The 19,915-nt window shown below is 58.2% G+C and carries 12 protein-coding genes; 1 reads left to right on the top strand and 11 read right to left on the bottom strand.

Translation table 11 applies throughout. The annotated features are described in order from the left end of the window. Nucleotides 1-6: 6 nt before the first annotated feature. Entirely contained in the window at nucleotides 7-1,215 is a 1,209-nt protein-coding gene (gene fdhA, locus RISK_RS09670) for a formaldehyde dehydrogenase, glutathione-independent (protein ID WP_047814038.1), read from the top strand. A gap of 671 nt (nucleotides 1,216-1,886) precedes the next feature. On the opposite strand, the gene RISK_RS09665 is transcribed toward fdhA, so the two are convergent. The 11 genes from RISK_RS09665 to RISK_RS09615 all read right to left on the bottom strand — a co-directional run bounded on the left by RISK_RS09665 (nucleotide 1,887) and on the right by RISK_RS09615 (nucleotide 19,811). Beyond that, nucleotides 1,887-2,555, bottom strand: a complete 669-nt coding sequence (locus RISK_RS09665) for a hypothetical protein (protein WP_047814037.1) — start codon at nucleotides 2,553-2,555, stop codon at nucleotides 1,887-1,889. Then, nucleotides 2,552-3,505 (bottom strand): hypothetical protein, encoded by a 954-nt coding sequence (locus tag RISK_RS09660; protein WP_047814036.1) that lies wholly within the window; start codon nucleotides 3,503-3,505, stop codon nucleotides 2,552-2,554. Before RISK_RS09660 ends, RISK_RS09665 begins: the two co-directional genes overlap by 4 nt. Next, entirely contained in the window at nucleotides 3,502-5,310 is a 1,809-nt protein-coding gene (locus RISK_RS09655; protein ID WP_236696174.1) for a hypothetical protein, read from the bottom strand. Before RISK_RS09655 ends, RISK_RS09660 begins: the two co-directional genes overlap by 4 nt. Next, on the bottom strand, nucleotides 5,258-6,892 hold the full coding sequence (locus RISK_RS09650) for a hypothetical protein (protein ID WP_047814034.1): 1,635 nt from the start codon (nucleotides 6,890-6,892) through the stop codon (nucleotides 5,258-5,260). Before RISK_RS09650 ends, RISK_RS09655 begins: the two co-directional genes overlap by 53 nt. Further along, nucleotides 6,885-7,907 carry a hypothetical protein gene (locus RISK_RS09645; RefSeq protein WP_047814033.1) on the bottom strand — a complete coding sequence of 341 codons (1,023 nt, stop codon included), beginning with the start codon at nucleotides 7,905-7,907 and terminating at the stop codon, nucleotides 6,885-6,887. The genes RISK_RS09650 and RISK_RS09645 overlap by 8 nt, the downstream gene beginning before the upstream one ends. After that, on the bottom strand, nucleotides 7,904-8,443 hold the full coding sequence (locus RISK_RS09640) for a hypothetical protein (RefSeq protein ID WP_047814032.1): 540 nt from the start codon (nucleotides 8,441-8,443) through the stop codon (nucleotides 7,904-7,906). Before RISK_RS09640 ends, RISK_RS09645 begins: the two co-directional genes overlap by 4 nt. After that, nucleotides 8,440-9,162 (bottom strand): pilus assembly FimT family protein, encoded by a 723-nt coding sequence (locus RISK_RS09635; protein ID WP_261340216.1) that lies wholly within the window; start codon nucleotides 9,160-9,162, stop codon nucleotides 8,440-8,442. Before RISK_RS09635 ends, RISK_RS09640 begins: the two co-directional genes overlap by 4 nt. After that, the gene (gene gspG, locus RISK_RS09630) at nucleotides 9,095-9,592 is read right to left on the bottom strand and encodes a type II secretion system major pseudopilin GspG (protein ID WP_047814030.1); all 498 of its coding nucleotides are present in this window, start codon (nucleotides 9,590-9,592) and stop codon (nucleotides 9,095-9,097) included. Before gspG ends, RISK_RS09635 begins: the two co-directional genes overlap by 68 nt. 14 nt (nucleotides 9,593-9,606) lie before the next feature. Next, nucleotides 9,607-10,827, bottom strand: coding sequence for a type II secretion system F family protein (locus tag RISK_RS09625; protein ID WP_047814029.1), 1,221 nt, complete (start codon nucleotides 10,825-10,827; stop codon nucleotides 9,607-9,609). Nucleotides 10,828-10,831: 4 nt separating this feature from the next. Continuing rightward, nucleotides 10,832-12,610 carry a GspE/PulE family protein gene (locus tag RISK_RS09620; RefSeq protein WP_053061122.1) on the bottom strand — a complete coding sequence of 593 codons (1,779 nt, stop codon included), beginning with the start codon at nucleotides 12,608-12,610 and terminating at the stop codon, nucleotides 10,832-10,834. 238 nt (nucleotides 12,611-12,848) lie between these two features. Beyond that, a complete protein-coding gene (locus tag RISK_RS09615) occupies nucleotides 12,849-19,811 on the bottom strand; it encodes a secretin N-terminal domain-containing protein (protein WP_047814028.1) in 6,963 nt (2,320 codons plus the stop codon). Nucleotides 19,812-19,915 lie beyond the last annotated feature (104 nt).

Genomic DNA, 19,915 nt, shown 5'->3' with positions numbered 1-19,915 from the left:
GAGTCGATGACAGGTAACAAAGGTGTTGTTTATCTTGGTGACGGGAAGGTCGATGTCCAATCCATCGACGATCCCAAATTGGAACTCAGCTATCGAGGGAAGACTCGGCAGTGCCACCACGGGGTGATCTTGAAAGTGATCTCCACGAACATCTGCGGCTCCGATCAACACATGGTCCGCGGACGCACAACTGCCCCGGCCGGCATGGTTCTCGGGCACGAGATCACTGGCGAGGTCGTTGAGGCCGGGCGCGACGTGGAGTTCATCAAAAAGGGTGATATCTGTAGCGTGCCGTTCAACATCGCTTGTGGTCGCTGCCGTTGCTGCAAGGAAGGTGACACGGGCGTTTGCGAAAACGTTAACCCTGACCGCCCTGGCGCAGCGTATGGTTACGTCGACATGGGCGGATGGATCGGCGGCCAATCCCGCTACGTGATGGTTCCCTACGCTGACTGGAACTTGCTCGCGTTTCCCGATCGCGATCAGGCACTCGCCAAGATCCGCGACCTGACGATGCTGTCTGACATTTTTCCGACCGGGTATCACGGCGCCTACACCGCGGGGGTGACGACAGGCAGTACCGTCTACGTTGCCGGGGCAGGGCCCGTGGGACTTGCATGTGCTCACGCGGCCCAGTTGCTCGGCGCAGCGGTGGTGATTGTCGGCGACATGATCGAGGAAAGACTCGCTCAAGCCCGATCGTTCGGCTGCGAAACGGTTGACCTGAAAACCGACGCCTCCCTGCCCGACATGATCGAGCCGATCTTGGGTGAGCGAGAAGTGGATTGTGCCGTCGACTGCGTCGGCTTTGAAGCCCGCGGCCACGGCGGAGATTCGGGCGTCGAGAAACCCGCCACGGTTCTCAACCAAGTGATGGAGGTCACCCGTGTGGCAGGCGGCGTCGGAATTCCTGGCTTGTACGTGACCGATGATCCAGGCGGGGTCGACGAAGCGGCCCGAACCGGCAATCTTTCCCTCCGCATCGGATTGGGCTGGGCCAAGTCCTTGCACTTCACCACCGGCCAGTGCCCGGTCATGAAGTACAACCGAGGGCTGATGATGGCGATCTTGCACGATCGTTGTCAAATCGCGAACGCCGTCAACGCGACGGTGATCCCACTGGAAGAAGCCGTGCAAGGCTACGCTGCTTTTGACCAAGGCGCCGCCAAAAAATTCGTGCTCGACCCACACGGCGTGCTGGCAGCTTCCAACTAGGCATCGCGAGGTTCCGAGGGAAACGGAAGCTCGTTCAACCTTGTCCCCGGGCTCTGCCTGGAGACACACTGCCTTGGAGGCTCCTGCCTCACATCCGCGAATCGGCAGGCGGAGCCTGCGAGCCATTGCGTTCCCAGGCGGGAGCCTGGGAACGAGCTCGTTCAACCTTGTCCCCGGGCTCTGCCTGGGGACACACTGCCTTGGAGGCTCCTGCCTCACATCCACGAGTCAGCAGGCGGGAGCCTGCGAGCCATTGCGTTCCCAGGCGGGAGCCTGGGAACGAGCTCGTTCAACCTTGTCCCCAGGCTCTGCCTGGGGACACACTGCCTTGGAGGCTCCTGCCTCATATCCGCGAAACGGCAGGCGGAGCCTGCGAGGCATCGCGATCCCAGGCGGGAGCCTGGGAACGAGCTCGTTCAACCTTGTCCCCGGGCTCTGCCTGGAGACACACTGCCTTGGAGGCTCCTGCCTCATATCCGCGAATCGGCAGGCGGAGCCTGCGACGCATTGCGTTCCCAGGCGGGAGCCTGGGAACGAGCTCGTTCAACCTTGTCCCCGGGCTCTGCCTGGGGACACACTGCCTTGGAGGCTCCTGCCTCATATCCGCGAAACGGCAGGCGGAGCCTGCGACGCATTGCGTTCCCAGGCGGGAGCCTGGGAACGAGTTGGGATCAGTGGCGAATGAGGGCTTGTCGGGTCCAAAACTGGCATTCAATCTCGTCAATGTGCGGTTCAAAGGACGCCAAAACCCGGAGTTTTTCAGCAACCGCCTCCGACTCAACGATGCCACTCAAGATCGCCCGGTTGCCTTGATACGAGATTTGAATCGCAGAGCCAGCGACGTGACTCAATCTGGCCGCCAGCTTTTCGTCACGTTTAAGAATGACCGCTGAGACGTACGCTTCATCGGCCATCTCAGAAACGGAGATCGACAATTGCGGGTAGTACATGGCTCCGGCGGCAAGCGGCGGAACAGGCTGATTGATCTGGGCCGAGCGATCGGGTGGTTCGCGAAGCGATTCGACCGATGTACGGACGCGGCCGACACCGATGGCTTGGTCACTGCCAATGAATCCCTGTTGAGTACCACGACTGGGCCCCACAAATTCGTCCCGCGAACGATTGCCACGCAGGAAGCGTTCACTGCCTTCAACCGACCCCGCCGATTCCATCGCTGGCGGCGCACCCTGGCTGACCGAGGGCCGTCTCGTGAGCGGTTGCCCGAGTGTCCTGGCGCCGAACAATTGGGCTTGAGCGGTTTCTGTGATCGACAGGCTGGTCAACACGATGATCGCAGAAATGGCGACAAGACGTGACATGGAGGGGGCGGGGGTGATCATGGTTGTTCCACTTCCTGGAGTGTTTCGACGGATGCGGGTGCCGGATGCCCCAAGACATCGCCCAGCGATTGTCCAAGCGAAAGCCAGCAATCAAATTCGTTGACGCTCAAAGCAACGCGGTCTTCCTCAAATGACTTGACCTGCACGGTGTGCAGCGGCAGGTCCAGCGATTCGTCTTGTCCGATGATTTGTGTTCGAGGTGGTGACCCAACCGAAAACCACCCTTCCGATTGACCGCCGCGGTTTTGCGTGATTGCGTTCAGACGGACTTGCCCGAGTGACTTGGAGAATCCCTTCGCAAACAAGTTGCGGCTGACAAATTGGTTGTAGTCTTCACGCGGTGGGTAGGTTTGCTCGCTACGAACCAAGGTTGAAAGATCCCCTTCTCGCTCGGTCGACTCCAGCGACAACGTCTCGATCGCCAGATTCAGTTCCAATTGGTTGCCATTGACCAGGGGAGTCACAGAGAAGCTACGAATCTTGTGGAGCTGCGCCGAACGGTGAAAGCCATGCAAGAAATCGGTCAGGTGATCCAGTGTGGTCCGAGCGCGAAGTGAGAATCCAATCCGATGGCCGATGAGGTTGGACTTTCGCTTGGCGGTGCGTGACCGGACTTCGATCGGACGCGGTGTGTCGGCGTCAACGGAGGCCGATTCCATTTGATGTTGTTCGACGAGTTTCAAGAGCCAATCTTGGTAGCTGGATCGAGCCAGCGCTGGATCATACGGGAGCGCCCGCGATGCGAATCCATCCAATTGGTTGGCCAATCGCCGGCCGGTGATCTGGGACCGGTTGGCGTCTTGCAATTTCGACTCGACGGATTTCAGTTGACCTTCATAGCGTTGGCTTGGTTGCTCGATCAGAGACTGGTAACTGGTGTCGATCGCGAACATCAAAATCACCGCGATTCCTCCGGCCGCCAGAAACATTGTTCGACGGTTGGCGTTCATGAGGAAACCTCTGACAAATCAGTTTTCGGATCGTCCGCGGGCGTGGACTGCTCGGACGCATCGGTTTGTTCAGGCACCGCAGATTGTTCTGGCAATGGACTGGCAACGGGGGACGCGGATTCCGCGGAGGACTCGACTTCCTGCGGGGGAATGATTCCAGCGGGTTGCGTGAAGATCTCTTCTTCTCGCTCGTCGACGGGTGTGATGGGAAACGCGATCCTGGCTTCGAACTGCCAAGGGTACTCTTCGTTGTTGGTTTGCTCGCTGACTCGTTTGCTTGTGATTGAGAACTTGGCATCGCGGAGTGCATTTTCCAATTCGGCAACGCGGTTGGGATCGTTCACTTGCACCGAGATATCAATCACGCCCGTGCTGCCATCGGCCGCGGCGGACAAACGCCGCACATTGGCAAGCTGGCCTTCGGGGAAACGGCTGGATAAACGCTGCAACTGGGCAAGCCAATCGACTTGGTCGCCAAGCCATTGCTGGACCAACCGAGTCTCGTCGGCCTTCTCTTGCATTTTGGCCGCGACCCGATCCGCTTCGACCAATTCCTGTTTTTTGTCGTCCACCAGGGTCTTCAACGCCTGGACATCGCTGAGCAACGTGTAAGCCCCGATTCCCAAACTAACCACAGCCAAGGTCGCGATTGCCATCCACCGACGCATCGGATTGGGTGGCACGGGCGGAACCTTGGGGTGGACCAAGTCAACCGCCAAATGATGTTCTTGAAACACCGATGCGGCGGCCGCCAGCACGGGGTCCGGAGCGAGGGCATCGTCATCAGGCGTCTGCTCGCTGCTCGCATCGACTGGGATCCCCAGTGTCACCGGGCGTGCATTGAGTGAGTCGCAAAGCGTGAGCAATGGGTCGGTGTCGGAGTCGCTGCCAAGTCGCTGGCCGGTGCCCTCAGGCAGCGCGTCACGCGGACCTCGAACCAACACCAGCATCTCTGGCATTTCGCCTGGAGCGACAAAATCCATCAATGAAATGCTGCGTTGCACTTCCAATTGAATTTGATCGGTCAACGCTCCCGCATCATGACTGCTGGCCCGGAAGGTTCGCAACGAAGCCAAGCGACTGCCGCGAAGAAAGGACAATTCAACCTCGCCCTCATACACCACAATCAGCACAGACAAGGACGAACGGAAGACGCGTTGCTGCCGAAGTTGATACAGGGGCGCGGTTTGTCGGGAAGTGAACGCGGCGAGTTGCAGTCCCGTTTGAGCGACTGAATCAGTCCAGGCGTTCAGCTGACTTTGTTCCAGCGAGAAGGCAGCCGCCGTTTGCGAGCGTTTGGGTTCGCCCACTTGTTTTTCATCGGCTTCACTGGCGTCGGAGGCTGTTTCCGCGACTGCGACCATCGGCGACGTCGCGCCATCAAGCAGTCGATAGTCAACGACCAACTCGTGATCTCCATCGCCAATCAATTGTTCCACTTCGGCTCGGATCAACGCCGCAACTTCAGATGCGTCGGCCGGCGGGATCTCAACCGTCGTCATCTCCAGATCCGTCCGCGGTAGCAACAACACCAAACGGGAGGCTGTGATTTTGCTGGCAGTGAGCTGTTGCTGAAGAACGGCCAGAGCAGGCTGCTCCGCCTCCCGGGCGAGGGTCCCCCAAGCAACCGCAGCCAACCCGTCTTTGCGTTCCCTCACCACGAGGAAATACACGTTCACCTGGTCCCACGAAGCGACCACGATCGGACCGCGTTTGGAGGGTGCGGCGAACGAGTGAAGGAAGGGCAAGCGGCTAAGGAAGGTGGGAACCGGCATGATCCAAGGGTGGGTTTGGCGAAAGCTCACCACGCAATTCGTCGAAAGTGAAACCCTTTCCCCACGCATCCCACTGGCGAAGACTTCGCAGGGCGACATGAGGGGCCGACCCGTCCAGCGTCACAGTGCAACGGAACGTCGGCGTGAAAGGGTCTCGAAAGGCAACGATCTGAGCGTGGTAGCAATCGCCTCCAACGGTGATCCAGGGCTGGAGTTTGATAAAGGTGGGTAAGTCGACGACGTTTTCAATCAATAGCCAAGCAATTGTGTCCCGCGAGACGTTCGTATCGGTCGGTGAAACCGAACCCGTTTGAGACGCACGTCGCTCGATGATTTGATCGACGATTTCAGGGGTGATCGTCGGAATGCCTAGCAAGACGGGGCGGGGAGCCTCCATCACGTCGACTTGGCCAACGATCACGCGACTGGGATGAACCGTCACATCGTCAACCAGACTCCTAATGTAGTTACTGCGGTCGCCAAAGTCATCCGAGAACGGGCTGCGGATTGAGAATGGTTTCTCATTGGCCTGGGAAACCTCGACCGTCGCATTTGCCAACTCCAAAGGACTCGCAATTCGCACGGACGCGGGGATCGAAAAGTCCGGTGTCCACTCAGCGGCGGTTACCGACGAGGTACCAGTCCGAGAGGACGATTGCCCGCGGACGCCAAACTGCCGCACGGCGATCACAAAGTTCGCCCAATCGGCCGGCCAAATCGCCAGCAAGTCCTGGTGAAGCTTTTGCAGGTTCGCCCCGTTCAAGAAAACCCTTGGTTGACCGGTGAGGCTTTCGTTCCGTTGTCCACTGTCAAATGTCAGATGGTCTCGCCAGGCAACCGGCCTCGCATTGGCCGTCCCCTCGATTGAGCCCGTTGCTCCCAAAGATGTTTGCTCCTCCAACAGGTTTTGCTCAAGCGAATCCAGCTGGTAGTTCATGTCCCAGTCGCCGCCGGTCCAGCGATTTGCCCACTGGCGAATCCGCTCGTCAGCGTCATCTCCACCGGATGATGAAACGCCATCGGATCCCTGCTCATCGGAGAACGCACCAATACGATCGCTCAGACTCATGGCACTCGCCGGTGCCGTGTCAACGATCCCATAGGCATTCATCAAGGCTTGCGCCATCGCCAGGTCCATCCCCGGCAAATTCATCAGGGTCTTTTTCGCCTGCCCGGGGACCGCCGCTTCCCACTGGTTGAGTGCCAACAAGTTGATCTTGGAGGATTCATTGGTGAGTCCGAACCGCCATGCCTTGGCGAGCTCCATGGAAGTTCCCACCGCAGCAGGATCCGCGGGCGACAACACGGAAAACATCCATTCCGGCTCGACGTCTTCTGTCTGGCTGGCATTTTCTCGCAGCGATACCCCTGTGAACAACGCCGCCGGTTCCCGATGCCAGGACAAACGGCTGCCACGAGGTTGTTCCAACGTGGATTGCAGTGCTTCGATTGCACTCATGACCGTCAACCGAGCTTGAGCCCGTTCGATTTGCAGCTTGCTGGATCGGTAGGCGTCGGCCATCTGCTGGTTGAATCCATACGCAGCCAACGCCACCATGGTCACGATCACCATGACCACCAACAGAGCCGTTCCGTTTCGCGGCCTATTCATGCGGATCACCTAGAAGACTGCCTGGGAGCCGGCTGCCTGCGATGAACACTACGATTCGAACGTCGCGGATGAGTGCGTCATCCTCGCCGCTGGAGGAACTCTCATCGATCGTTGCGACTGGTTCGGACGACATCACCATGTCCGCAAAGTCCTCCGCGACGAATTCATCCGCTTCGTCTTCTTCTGGGACGACCGTTTCGTAAGAGGTTGATGCGGATGGCAAATCGAAGCTCAGTTCAATCGCGCGTGGCAACCCACCTTTCAATTGGCTGTCCCATTGGCCCAGCCATTGGGCGCCATCGCTGTAGCGAAAACGGGGAGCAACGAGATTACGAATGCTGGTCGCCAACGTCGCGCCATCGGCAGCGGATTCAATTGGCCGTTCCTCATCGGGAACCCGGTACAGGTCAGCCATCGTCAACTCCTTTTCAGATGACGAAGCGGAGGCTTTCGACCAGCGATCAACCGGAACCAGTTCCCGCTGCACGTCAAAGAGTTCCTCCGCGGAATCCGTGGGTCCCGCGCCGCTGATCACATCCCTGGGGACGATCGTGTAACGCAGGTGATGGATGGTGAGCGGATCCAGTGCAATTGAGGTGCTTGAATTTTCGCGACTGCGTGCTTGCGTTGTCGTGGACAGGGGGGCCTCCGCTTGGGTGACCGCTTCCAACCACGGCAACGGATCGAATGACGGAATCAAGTCAACCTCAAAGCCCAGTTCGTTCCCTTGGAAGGGCCGCAATTGCGTGGGGTGTGACGAAAACGACGGTGTGGGAGTCGACGACGGACTCATGGAAACACGAGGTTCCATCAAACTGGCCGCGTCCGAGTCCAGCCAATCCCGGGCGATGCGAATCACCTGCATTTGATAGGCTTGATTCCATCCACGTTGCTCCGCGTCGCGATACGACCCCAGGATCGACCAAGCGACCATCATCAGCGCAGCCAGCAAGATCAGCGAGAGCATCAGTTCCAGGATCGTGTAGCCGCCGCGGCGAACTTCTTCGTTGTTCATGGCGTGATCGAATCCGCCTGCATCAAACTTGTCGGCGACAGTGTGTCAGGTAGGAATGCATCTGGTGGCAGTCCGTCTGAGGATTCTGGTGAAACCGAATCATTCGGCGATTGGCGGGGCGGCTTGGTTGCGCTTGTCCAGCGGACCAGACTCACGACTGCCGTGTCCGATGCCGTCCCACCTCGTTCGTTGGTGCGATCAATCGAAACGACAATTCGCTTCAGCTTGGATTCACTTTGATCCGTTGCCTCCACGTCCGAGAGTTCGATGCGATAGCGCCAACGCGGATCCGACGGAAAACTGCCCTCCATCTCCAACTCCGAGTTCGATCCGGTCGCAAGGAACTCGTCCATCGTTGACTGGGCCATTTGCAGTGCCACTGTTCGCTCCTCGGCCCTCCGCGCCAACTGGGTCGCTTGTCCCACCAAGGTGAACAGTGCGACACCGCTGCTGGCCAGCAACGCGGTGGCCAGCACCATTTCCATCAACGAGAGACCGCTGTGTGGTTTGCGCCGAAGATTCAGTCGAGGGTTCAATTGGAAAGCTCCCCATCGCGGGGCGGTAGCGGGGCGTTCGACGACGCATCGCCAGGTGTCGCGGGTGACAAACGAGCCGTTCGCATCATCCCCGTGACCGCTTCAATTTCGAGGGCCACGCGACTGTGAGTGGCAGTGTCACGCAGCACGATGATGGCCGCTCTCGTTTGGCCGCTTGGCAAGAACGGCAGGTACCAAGTCGACGTCTCAAGATCGATCGCGTCCGATGGCATCGACGTTTCATCGGCGACGACGTAGGCGCGTTGATCGAGCTGAACTTCGTCGATCACGATGTCGATGGGAAGTTCCCAAGTTTTGAGCTCTCGCTCTGTATCAGTGGCAGTGTCACTTTGCGAACGATCGCCGATCAATTGTTCGGCGACCAGGTCGGCCCAGTGCCCCGATGCAACGAGGGGCTGGTTGGCGCTGAATCGCATCAAACGAGGTTCCCCTTCAATCGCTGCGGTTTGTCTGCAATCGGAGATTTCAGCCCGCAAGAGATTGGCAGCTTGCTGCACACTGCTGTCCGCCATCGGCCTTCGCAAGCTCGGCCACGCGACAGCACCGACCCCAACCATGATCGTCAAGACGATCATGAGTTCCAACAGCGAGAACCCGGTCTTGCAGGGACATTTCAAAACGAGCGAGGCCTCAAGCGTCGCTCGAGTCGGACAATTCCGACTCCTCTTCGCCTTCAGCGGGTTGGTTTCCAATGTCATCATCGGTCCCCGCTTGGGCATCGGGACCAATTGAGAAGATACGCGGGAAAGCAGGTTGCGAGCTATCGCTGCCACCTTCGACGGCATCGAATTCATATTCGAAGTCGTTGCCCCAAGGATCAAGCGGAAGCTTGCTGCCGTCGATGTAAGGGCCCGCCCACTTGCGAGCGAGACGCTCATCATCAGGTGCTTTCAAAAGCGCTTCCAAGCCGTCTTCGGTTGCCGGAAAGACCTTCATATCAACCACGTACATTTTCAGTGCCGAGGCCAAGTTGCCGATTTGGACCTCCGCCGTTCGGATGTCCGCCTTCTGTTGCGACCCGAGCAGTCGGGGTCCCACCATGGCGATCAATCCGACCAAGATGATCAACACGATCATCAATTCCAACAGCGTGAAACCGCTGCGTTTGCGAGTGCTTCGACGTTTCATAAGAATTTCCCTTTTTAGTTAACCGTTGAATTTAAATCGAAGACTGGCAGCAACACGCCCACGATTACAAACATGACCATGCCACCAATCAACACCAGCATCAATGGTTCGATCATTCGAACCATCACTTCCAGTTGACGTTCCACTTTGCCGTCGATGCGGTCGGCAATTTTGACCAACACATCGTCGAGCGTGTTGGACTCTTCTGCGATGCGAATCATTGCCATGACTTGAGGCGGAATCAATCCACTCGCCGCCAATGGTTTGGCCAAGGTATCACCGGTGGTGATGTTCTCAGCCGACTTCAGCATGGCCTGCTGCAGCAGGCGGTTGCCGGTTGACTCACTGCTGATCTTCAATGATTTCAGTAGTGGCACGCCATTGCGAAGCAACGTCCCCAGCACACGGCACGCGCGTGAAACGGCGGCGTCATGAAAGATGTCACCCAGCACGGGGATCTTTAACTTCCACGTGTCCCAGGTCGTGCGTCCGCTGTCGGAGGCCAAGTATTTCTTGAGCCCAAACACAATTGCAATGACCGGAATCGGCAACAGCAAACCGTAGTTGAGCAACGTGTGACTGACCGCCAGCAACAACACCGTGATCAGTGGCAGACCAGATCCTGTGGCTTCCAAACGATCAAAGAACGGTTGGAACTTGGGTACCAAAAAGACCATCATCAAGGATGTGATCAAGGTGCCAACGACGCCCAGAATGATCGGGTAGGCCAAAGCACTGACAATTTTGGAACGCATCTCATCTTGCTTGCACAAGAACACACTGGTTCGTTGGAGTGACTCTTCTAAGAACGCACCCTCTTGCCCCGCCCGGACCATGCTGAGCGTCAGTTCAGAGAAGATGGCGGGTTCGGCTGCCATCGCTTGATCGAGGGTTGCCCCTTCGGCGACGGCGTCGTGGATCCGTTTGGCAGCGTCTTGCAATCGCGGGTTGATCGTGACTTCGCCAAGAATCGACAGGGCCTCCAACATGGGGACGCCGTTGTTCAGCAGGTCCGCCAACTGGGTACAGAGGTCCGCGATCTGTTCCTTCTTGATGCGTTGGGGCAGCTGGAACTGGGTGACGTCTCCCATCGCAGGCTTCACATCGGAAACACTGACGGGGTACAGCGTTTGCTGACGCAATCGTTGCATCGCTGCCCGGCGTGTTTGGGCGGCGATGGTGCCTTCCCGCCGTTCTCCCGTCGCCGTTTTTGCGACATATGCGAAGTCTGGCATCCTGTCAGTCCGCCTTGGTGACGCGAAGCACTTCGTCCACGGTCGTCAATCCACTGCAGACTTTTTCCCAACCATCGCTACGCAGCGTTTGCATGCCGGCTTCGATGGCGGCCTTCTTGATCAAATTGGATGCTGCGCGTTGGGTCGCCAGGTCACGAATTTTTTCGTTCGTGACCAGCAGTTCATAGATTCCCATCCGGCCTTTGTAGCCCGTGCCACGGCATTGCTCACAACCCTGTGGCTGGTACAGGGGACCGTTCAATTTTTCCAAAGGGAAATCGTCTGGCAGTTCCGCCACGTTGGGCGTGTACTCTTGGCGACAACTGGAGCACAGACGCCGGACCAACCGTTGTGCCATGACGCCCTCGACCGTGCTGGCGACCAAGAATGGTTCCACGCCCATGTCGCACAAACGCATGAACGATCCAGCGGCATCGTTGGTGTGCAAGGTGCTGAACACCATGTGACCGGTCAGCGAGGCTTGCGTTGCGTTCTCAGCTGTTTCCAGGTCGCGAATTTCACCGATCAGCACGACGTCCGGGTCGTGACGCAGAATCGCTCGCAAGCAGGCAGCAAACGTCAACCCAACCTTTTGTTGGACTTGGATTTGATTGATGCCTTCGAGTTGATACTCGATCGGATCTTCCGTCGTGATGATCTTCGTGTCTTCGGATTTGATCTCATTGAGCGAACTGTACAGCGTGGTCGTTTTCCCGCTGCCCGTCGGGCCGGTGACCAACACGATCCCGTGCGGCATTCGAATCAGCTTTTGATATTTCTGATACGTGTCTTCGGGCATTCCGATGTCACGCAACGACAAACTGAGGTTCGATTTATCGAGCACCCGCATCACGACGCCTTCGCCGTGCAACATCGGAATGATCGAGACCCGCAAATCGACCTCGCGTCCGGCCACTCGCAATTTGATGCGGCCGTCTTGCGGCACTCGTTTTTCCGCGATGTTCATCTTGGACATGATCTTCAAGCGACTGACGATCGCCGCCTGAAATTGATTCATCTCTTGCGGCACACTTTGCCGTTGCAGCACACCGTCGATCCGGTATCGCAGTTTCAGTCGATTCTCTTGGGCCTCGATGTGAATGTCACTGGCTCGCGTCTCGACGGCTTCACTGAGGATTTCGTTGACCAGCCGGACGACCGACGCTTGCGCGGCCGCTTCTGCGTCCTCGGACCCGTCGAGTTGCAACTCTTCGAGCATTTGGACATCGCCGCTCTGCTGTCGCTGCATCGCGATCAGGCCGTCGATCGTTTCGGCACCCACGCCCAGGTTTTGCTTGATCAATTGGCGGACGGTTTCGGGCGTCGCGACCACCGGGCGGACTTCCAGCGACAGCGCGGTGGCGATCGTGTCGAACGCTCCAAACGAAAATGGGTTGCTGACCGCCAAGCGGATCCAATTCTCATTGCGTTCCAGCGGAAACACCTCGTAGCGGTGAATCATCTTCAGCGGGAACCCATCCAAGGCCGCCGGGTCGACTTCCACTTCTTCGGCGTCCAGCCATTCCAAGCCCATCACGCGTGCGGTTTCCGCCAACAACGCGACGTCACTTTCAAAGTCCCACTGGATGGCCAGTGTGCCCAGTTCACTGCGGTCCCGGAGAGAATCGGCGACTTGCCGAAGTTGGAGGGCGCTCAGGGCGGGTGCGATTCCGTCGATTTGCGTAATCATGGTCAGCACGCTTGGGTGGGGCCAAACACTCGCATCGCCCGCGGTGAACTCGGCCGAGACAATCCGGTCGACTTCAACGAGAGCACTGCTCACGAAAGTGGCGACGGGAAGTCAGCGAGACTCATTCGCAGAGACGCAATGGCGACGCCTGACAACCGATCGTGAAATCACGCAATGTGCTTTCACGGCCTGCTGATTCGACGACAGTCTTTGGCTCTTGGGGTGGGATCGGGCGCCGGACGACAACCGTGTCTGCGGGCGTCCCGATTGATTTGGGGTGGGTGTTAACACTCAATGGTAGTGAAGTAGGTCCATTGAGTCAAAGTGTTCCTCAGCGGCCTCTGCCGCCGCGTCCGGTTCGCAGGAATTGCTGTAGAACCTGCTCCAATTGCTGCACATTGGTCGTTTGCAGGGGAATGATTCGCATTTTGCCCGCCCGATTGCTGACGGACTGCTGGTCGATTTGCTCGACAAAACGACGGATTTCTTGGGACAGTTCGGGTGGGGCTCGCATCACGAGCGAATTGCTGATGTCATCGGTGCTCAACGTCAACAGCGGGCCCGAATTCTCGGCATTGATCAATTCCAACATCGAGGCGACTTCCGCGGACACCCCTTCCGGGATCGAGATTTGCGGGCGATTTTGTCCGCGAGAAAGCTGGCTGGCGTACACCGTGCGAAGCATGTCTTCCACGCGTTGAGCGCTGGTGTGCAGGATCGGAACGATCTGCGGCGTCACCAGTTGCAGCGAGTCAATGAATTCAGGCGAATCCAGAACCGCCAACAAATCTTCGATCACACCGCGTGTCGCCCGAGAGCTTTGAACGATCAAGGCGTTGATTCGTGTGTCAGCCACGATCCGCGTTTGGGACATGTCGGTGGTCAGCCGAGCGCGAGAGCTGGCACGACTTTCTTGAAACAGGTCTGTCAGCAAATCTTCCAAGTCCTCCGCATTGCCGTGTTTCAGCACGTAAACCGACAGGTTGCCACTTTCCTTGACGGCAGTCATCGGCGGACTCATCGCAACCTCCATCAATTTTGTCAGCAGATCGAGCGCCGCGATGTCTTCGGAGGCAATCACCCACTGGCCGTCACCCGGCAGAATCAGGACGGCCGGGTTGTCCACTTCGCCCGCTTCAGAGGCGTCCGTCATTTCTTCGACGCTTTGGTTGGCGACCAACTGCACCGCAGGGTCACCGCGATGGTTGGTGCTTTGCAGATCCACCGCCGCGGGGTTTGGTTGTGGCTTCTGCTGTTCCAGCCCCTCCTGTGTCGCCTCGACCTCGCCTGCCTGGATGACCCGCAGTGGGTTCTTGCGAAGTTTGGGCCAGACCTGTTCCAACTGCTTCAAAAGAGATTCGGAATCGCGTCCGACTGAAACCGTTCGCACTCGAGCACCGGAACGGGGCACTCCTGCGGAATTTTGATCGGTCCCTGGCACCGACAACACGGTTTCGCCGAGCCGGACGAGCAAGGTTCGAATCTCACCGAGTTGCTGCGTGGTCGCACGAATCAACAATTGCTGGCGATCCTGGTCGACCGTGATCGCCGGAACCTCATTGGTCGGCAAGTCCGCAAACAGGGAATTCACCGCCTCGCGAACGGAGTTCGGATCGTTTTCCTGAAGCGGGAAGATCTCGAGTTCGCGTTCTGGCGGATCAAACTGCACCAACGTTTCTTCAACCAACTTCAATTGTTCTTCGTTGCCGATGACCACCAGTTGTTCATTGTAAAAGTCGTAGCGCACATCAACAGACGGACGGGCATCAGCGAACAAGGTCTGCACGGCCTCCGCCACATCGTCGCCATCAATCCCGGCGAGTGAAAACGCTTTCAAACGACGATCGCGTGCCAAGGAATCGATGCGGTCCATTTGCTCGATCACCTGCTTGGCAATTTCCTGCTCGCGCGGCAAGCCGACAACAAACACGGTTCCACTTTCGTCATCGGCACTGACTCCCACCGTCGACCGTCGCCCGAACGCTTGCTCCAGGGCGTCGACCACGCTCTGTGGGTTTGCCTTGGCCAACGGGTAAGCTTGCATCTCCGTCGATCGTGCAGGAGCATCGTTGATTTGCTGCACCAGCTTGGCGATTTCTTGCTGCTCTTTCTCGGGGGCGGAAACGATCAGGGTGTCGTTGACCGAGTCGGCGCCAATCGTGGCTTGTGGGTAAGTCGCTTGCAAAGCCAAACGCAGTGTCGCTGCGTTGCCATTTTCAAGTGCATGACTTTGCGTGGTTTGTTGCCCGCCCGCATTCAACTGTTCGACAAACGCCTCGATCATCAGATGGTCTTCTTCACTGGCCGAGACGATCAAGCTGTTGCTGGTTGTGTCGGCCGAGACGGTGGTCTTCGGAAAACTGGACTGCAGCGCCAACCGGATGGCCGCGGCACTGCCGTTTTGCAACACATAGCTTTTGGTGACCTGCTTCCCATCCGCGTTCATGTCCTGGATCACTTCGGCGATTTTCGCGTGATCCTCTTCGCTGGCAGAAACGATCAGGTGGTTGCTGACCGAATCCGCGGAGATGGTCGTCAGCGGAAAACTGGCCAGCAACGCCAAACGCGTCGTCGTGGCACGACCAGTCTCCAACGCATAGGTCTTGGTGAGCTTGGTTTGCCCCGTGTTCAACTGTTTGACAAACGCCTCGATCATCAGGTGGTCGACTTCGTTTGCCGAGACGATCAAGCTGTTGTTGACCGTGTCCGTGGAGACCGTTGTGCTCGGAAAACTGGACTGCAATGCCAACCGGATGGCCGCCGCACTGCCGTTTTCCAAGGCGTAATTCTTGGTGGTTTGTTTCCCATCGGCGTTCATGCCCTCAATCACCTCGGCGATCTTTGCATGGTCCTCCTCGCTGGCGGAAACGATCAAGTGGTTGGTCGTTGAGTCCGCTGAGATGGTGGTCTTTGGAAAACTGGACAGCAATGCCAGTCGGGTGGTCGTCGCACGGCCGTTTTCGAGGACGTAGCTCTTGATCACCTTCGATTCGGCGGAGTTCAACGAATCGAATAGTTTTTCGATTTCGAGATGCTCGGCCTCGGTCGCTGAAATGATCAGACGGTTGTTGGTTGTGTCGGCGGCAATCTTGGCACGCGGGAACGAGCCCTGGAGCGCAGGGGTCAGCGAGTAGGTCGTGCCTTCGTCCAACCCGTAACTCTTCGTTGTGCGTTGCTTGGCGGGATCAGATTCCATGCTGTCGATCGCCACCGAAATGCGTTCCAGAATCTCCTTGGGCGCAGTCACGATCAATCGATTGCTGATTCGGTCCGGGGTGACGCGAGCCGTCGGTGCCATCTGGGTGACCGCCAGCGAAAGTGACGTGGCATCGGCATCGCCCAGTTCAAACACCTTCGTTTCCGCGTTGTCCATTTGGCGGTCGTCGTACTGTTGGATGAACGCTTGGATCGTTTCGTGGTCCTCCGCTGTGCCAGTCGCCGCAACCGATTTCCCAACCGCGTCTGCCGCGAAGACAACCTTCGGCAACAGCGTCGTCAGGACTCGGACCGCACCTGTTGGGTCACCGAATTCCAACGGGTAGACCACCGACGTGGTCGGTTCCGGTGCTGGGACCTGTTCCTGCAACCGTTTCAACCACGCCGCAAACTTGGTGTGTTCCGTGGGTGACGCAAGCAACAGGATCCGCTCCGGGTCAACGCTCGGCAGCAGCCTCGCTCGTGGGACTTCGGTGGAAACCCCGGTGACGGCTTGTTGTGTCAGATCCTTGCGAATTGGGTACACCTGCAATTCCCGTTGGCCCGCTTCGGCAAACACTCTTTCCAGCTCTTCGATGATTTGCGAGATCCCAGCGTGGGCCTGCTCGGTGGCTGCAATCACCAAGCGGTTGGTCCCCGCGCCGCTCAGAATCTTCGCAGCGGGTTGGCGTTCGGCGAGGAAAGTTTGAAACGCCGTGGGATCGGCACGGTCCAGTTCGTAAGCCCGCACATTGGTTTCGGGGGCTGGCCCCGTTTCGTCGGAGAGCTTTTTGAGTAATGCGGCGACTCGCTCGTGATCCTCTGGCGAGGCCAAAATCATCATTTGGTTCGGGTTCGTCAAACCGGTCACGATGACGGTCGCACGAGGCACCGTGGTGGTCATGACACTGGTGAAGGCCGTGCGAATCTCGGCGTTGGTGTCGTACAGTCGAGGTTCCAGCTTCGAGCCTTCCTTGTCGGCTTGAGTGGTCTTTGCCAAGACTTCAGCGATCTTTTGTTGCAAGTCCTTGGACGCCAGGACCGTCAATTGCCCATTCGCCGCGTCGGCTCCGATGCTGGCGGTTGGAAACAGCGTCATCAGGACCAATCGTGTTGCCGCTGCCTTTTCCGGGGCGACTTGATGGACCTCGATCTCACGGCGATCTTCCGCCGCCATGGTCAGTTGTTCGATTGCCGTTGCGACTCGCTTGTGCTGGTCGTCGCTGGCCCAGACCACCACCGCGCGGTTGGTCGTGTCGGTGCTGATGATCGCTTGCGGGGCGATTTGATTGAGCACGGTCGGCAACGTTTTCAAGTCGCCAATCGGAAGGCTGTACGTTTCCACACGCATCGATTCGCCAGTGGCCGACGTGTTGAGTCGCTCAATCGACAGGTGAAACGATTCATGGTCCTCCGCATTGCCTGAGGCAACGATTCGGTTGCTGGTGGCATCGACGGAAAGCTTCATTCGCGGCCACATCGCTTGCAGCGTCGGCAGCATGGTTGCGGCCTGCAATTCATTCAATTCATAAGCCCGGATTTCCTCGCTGGCGAACTTGGATGCGGGCCGGTCGACTTCTTGGATCAGCGTTTTGATCCGCCCATGCTGTGCCAGCGTTGCCGTGACAACCAGTTGCTGGCGGCGATCGTCGGCGATCACCGTCGCACCATCGATCGCTTGATCAATCAGCAGCTTCACATCCGTCGCTTGGGCTTCCGCCAGGCTGTAGGCCAGTAAAATGAGTTCCTGCTCAGCCGGCATCGGCTTGTCGAGCTCGTTGACGAATTCACCGATCTTTTGATGTGCGTCTTCGGTTGCCATGACCAGCAATCGTCGGCCGGCCGTGTCGACCGTGATCGGTCCAATCGGTTGGAATGTGCCACGGCTTCCCGCGGCCGTGACGGACGCAATCACGGGTGCAAGCAAGGCCTGCAGTTCGGTCGGTGTGCGGTCGGCGGAACGATAACTCTGGAGGACCAACTCAGGATTCGACGGCAGTTCGTCAGAGATCTGCGTTAGCAGTTCAGCCACTTTCGCGTGCGTTTCTTGCTCGGCCCACACGGTCAGTTGGCCCGATGCGGCATCCGCAGTGACTCGCGCGCCGGGGAACCGGATCGAGAGCAACTCACTGAACAGGGCAGGGTCACGCTGGTCCAGATCGTAAATCTTCGGCCACTGCAGCGCCGTCTGCGAGGTCGCCTGCTTGACTTGTGCGATCGCTTCGCCCAGGCGGACGTGGTCTTGGTCGGTGGCCCACACCAACAACTCCGACGAACCGTCATCCCCCGCCGGACGCACGATCGGCTGGATGCCCGGGATTTGTGCGGTGAGAACGGGTGCCAACTGTTGCCAACGGGTCAATTCCGTCGCCGACAGTGCATACGTCTTGAGCGTGCGTTCGGGGGGTGCAGGCAAAGCGGTCAGCAATTGAGGCAGCATCGTTTCCAGGCGAGTCTTCTCTTCGGCCGTACCGAGCAAGACCAGTTTTTTCGCGTCCGGGTCCAACCAAATCTGTGCTCTTGGAATGACCTTGGCGACCGTGGCAAGCCAATCGGCGGTTCCTGGGAGTGGCAGATCAAATGCATGCAGAGTGGTACCGCTGTCCAAGTCCGCCCCACGCCAACGCTCGATCACCTGTTCGGCCAAGACGATGTCATCGGCACTGCCGCGAACGACCACAGTTCCCAACGAAGAGTTGCCCACGACCTGGGCCGTCGGGATCATGGACTGCAGGGCGGTGGAAATGACTGTGGACTGAACAGGGTCAACCTGAAACGCTTTGACTTTCATCTCGGATTTCATTGCCGAGATGCCCATCGCAGAAAAGGCTTCGGCGATTCGATCCTGTTCATCAGGCGATGCAGTGATCAGCACCCGAGCCGCAACCGCGTCAACACTGACGGTGGCACGCGGTGCGATCGCCGTGACTTGTTCGCGAATTTGTTCCTCGCTGCCGCTGCGGAGTGGGTAGGCGACGGAAACACTTGCTGGCGCGGTCTCGATTTCCTCACGCATCTTTTCAACGGCGGTTTGAATCGCGGTCTGTTGCGTGGGGATCACAAAGGCGGTCAGCAGTCGGGTTTTTTCGTCGACCGCGATCCGCTCGCTACCGACCAGTTCCTTCATCGCACTCAGCACGACAACGGGGTCCAGGTCCCCGAGTGCGTAGGCAGCAAACACGGGTGCGGGCGGCTTCTCTGGCTTTTCTGGTTTGGGGGTCGCCCGTGGTTCTGGGACCGTGTTGATCAAAACATTGATCGTGTCCATCTTGCCCGCCGTTTCAACGACCAACAACTGCTTGCTTTGCGGCAACGGGATCGCACGGCCAAAGGTGCCCAAGTATGGCTGGACCTCGTTGATCACCGCATCGACCGGGCGGTTGCCGAGCGAGAACAGCACACTGACCAATTCGAACCTGCCGCGACTGGGCAGTTTTTCCAACGGAACACGCGGTATCAGTTCAATCGGGATCGAATTGGATAGCTGCAACACCGTCAGCATCTTTTCGCGGCGAACCAGCGTGTAACCACGCGTCAACAAAACACTGTTGAGCAAATCGATTGCCTCGGACGCGTTGTAGGATCGCGTGTCGGTGTAGGTGAACGTGCCCGGCGGGACCTGGTTCATCACCAGCGTCAACCCTTCTTGGCGTGCGAACCAATCCAACACGTCGCCCCAAGCCTGCTCGCGAAATTGAAAACGAAGTGCACTGGTTGGGCCAGTCGTGCTCCATTGCTTCAGCTGGTCAGCGTTGAGTGTGTCACGAATTTGCTGGTCGATCGCGATCAAACGTGCCTTCTTGTCGGCAGCGTCAGGCGACGCGCTGACTTCCAGTCGCTCCGCAAGAAACGATTGAATCTTGGCACGCTGTTGATCGTCCAAGCCCAGTTCGGCGGCAATTTCCGGGTGGACCAATCGACTGACTTGGTCGGCAGGAAATGGCGATCGCAACGGAGCGGGGGGAGTGGCTTCAGATTCCGCTGTTGGATCGGCGGTCGCTGGCGTGGTTTGATCTGGAGGCTGGGCTGCGACCGGCTGCAGCGATGCACAAACCAACAGCAATGGAACGACGCGAAACAGGTGTCGGGGGGGGAGCATGGAGTTGAATCCGGCGGGAGCTTCGCAAATCGGAAGCTTGGGGGGGAGGGTTCTGGGGACACTTCGAACCAGTTTGTCACTCTAACTGGTGCCGTCAGTGGGTC

It is taken from the genome of Rhodopirellula islandica, assembly GCF_001027925.1.
GTDB classification, from domain to species: Bacteria; Planctomycetota; Planctomycetia; order Pirellulales; family Pirellulaceae; genus Rhodopirellula; species Rhodopirellula islandica.
The sequence above is the reverse complement of the archived record's forward strand: the minus strand, read 5'-3'. Positions and strand labels throughout refer to the sequence as shown.

What these genes read in the sequence shown, in the direction of transcription:
- fdhA (WP_047814038.1), top strand. Translation starts at nt 7, where the DNA reads ATGACAGGTAACAAAGGTGTTGTTTATCTTGGTGACGGGAAGGTCGAT.
- RISK_RS09665 (WP_047814037.1), bottom strand. Translation starts at nt 2,555, where the DNA reads ATGATCACCCCCGCCCCCTCCATGTCACGTCTTGTCGCCATTTCTGCG.
- RISK_RS09660 (WP_047814036.1), bottom strand. Translation starts at nt 3,505, where the DNA reads ATGAACGCCAACCGTCGAACAATGTTTCTGGCGGCCGGAGGAATCGCG.
- RISK_RS09650 (WP_047814034.1), bottom strand. Translation starts at nt 6,892, where the DNA reads ATGAATAGGCCGCGAAACGGAACGGCTCTGTTGGTGGTCATGGTGATC.
- RISK_RS09645 (WP_047814033.1), bottom strand. Translation starts at nt 7,907, where the DNA reads ATGAACAACGAAGAAGTTCGCCGCGGCGGCTACACGATCCTGGAACTG.
- RISK_RS09635 (WP_261340216.1), bottom strand. Translation starts at nt 9,162, where the DNA reads ATGACATTGGAAACCAACCCGCTGAAGGCGAAGAGGAGTCGGAATTGT.
- gspG (WP_047814030.1), bottom strand. Translation starts at nt 9,592, where the DNA reads ATGAAACGTCGAAGCACTCGCAAACGCAGCGGTTTCACGCTGTTGGAA.
- RISK_RS09625 (WP_047814029.1), bottom strand. Translation starts at nt 10,827, where the DNA reads ATGCCAGACTTCGCATATGTCGCAAAAACGGCGACGGGAGAACGGCGG.
- RISK_RS09615 (WP_047814028.1), bottom strand. Translation starts at nt 19,811, where the DNA reads ATGCTCCCCCCCCGACACCTGTTTCGCGTCGTTCCATTGCTGTTGGTT.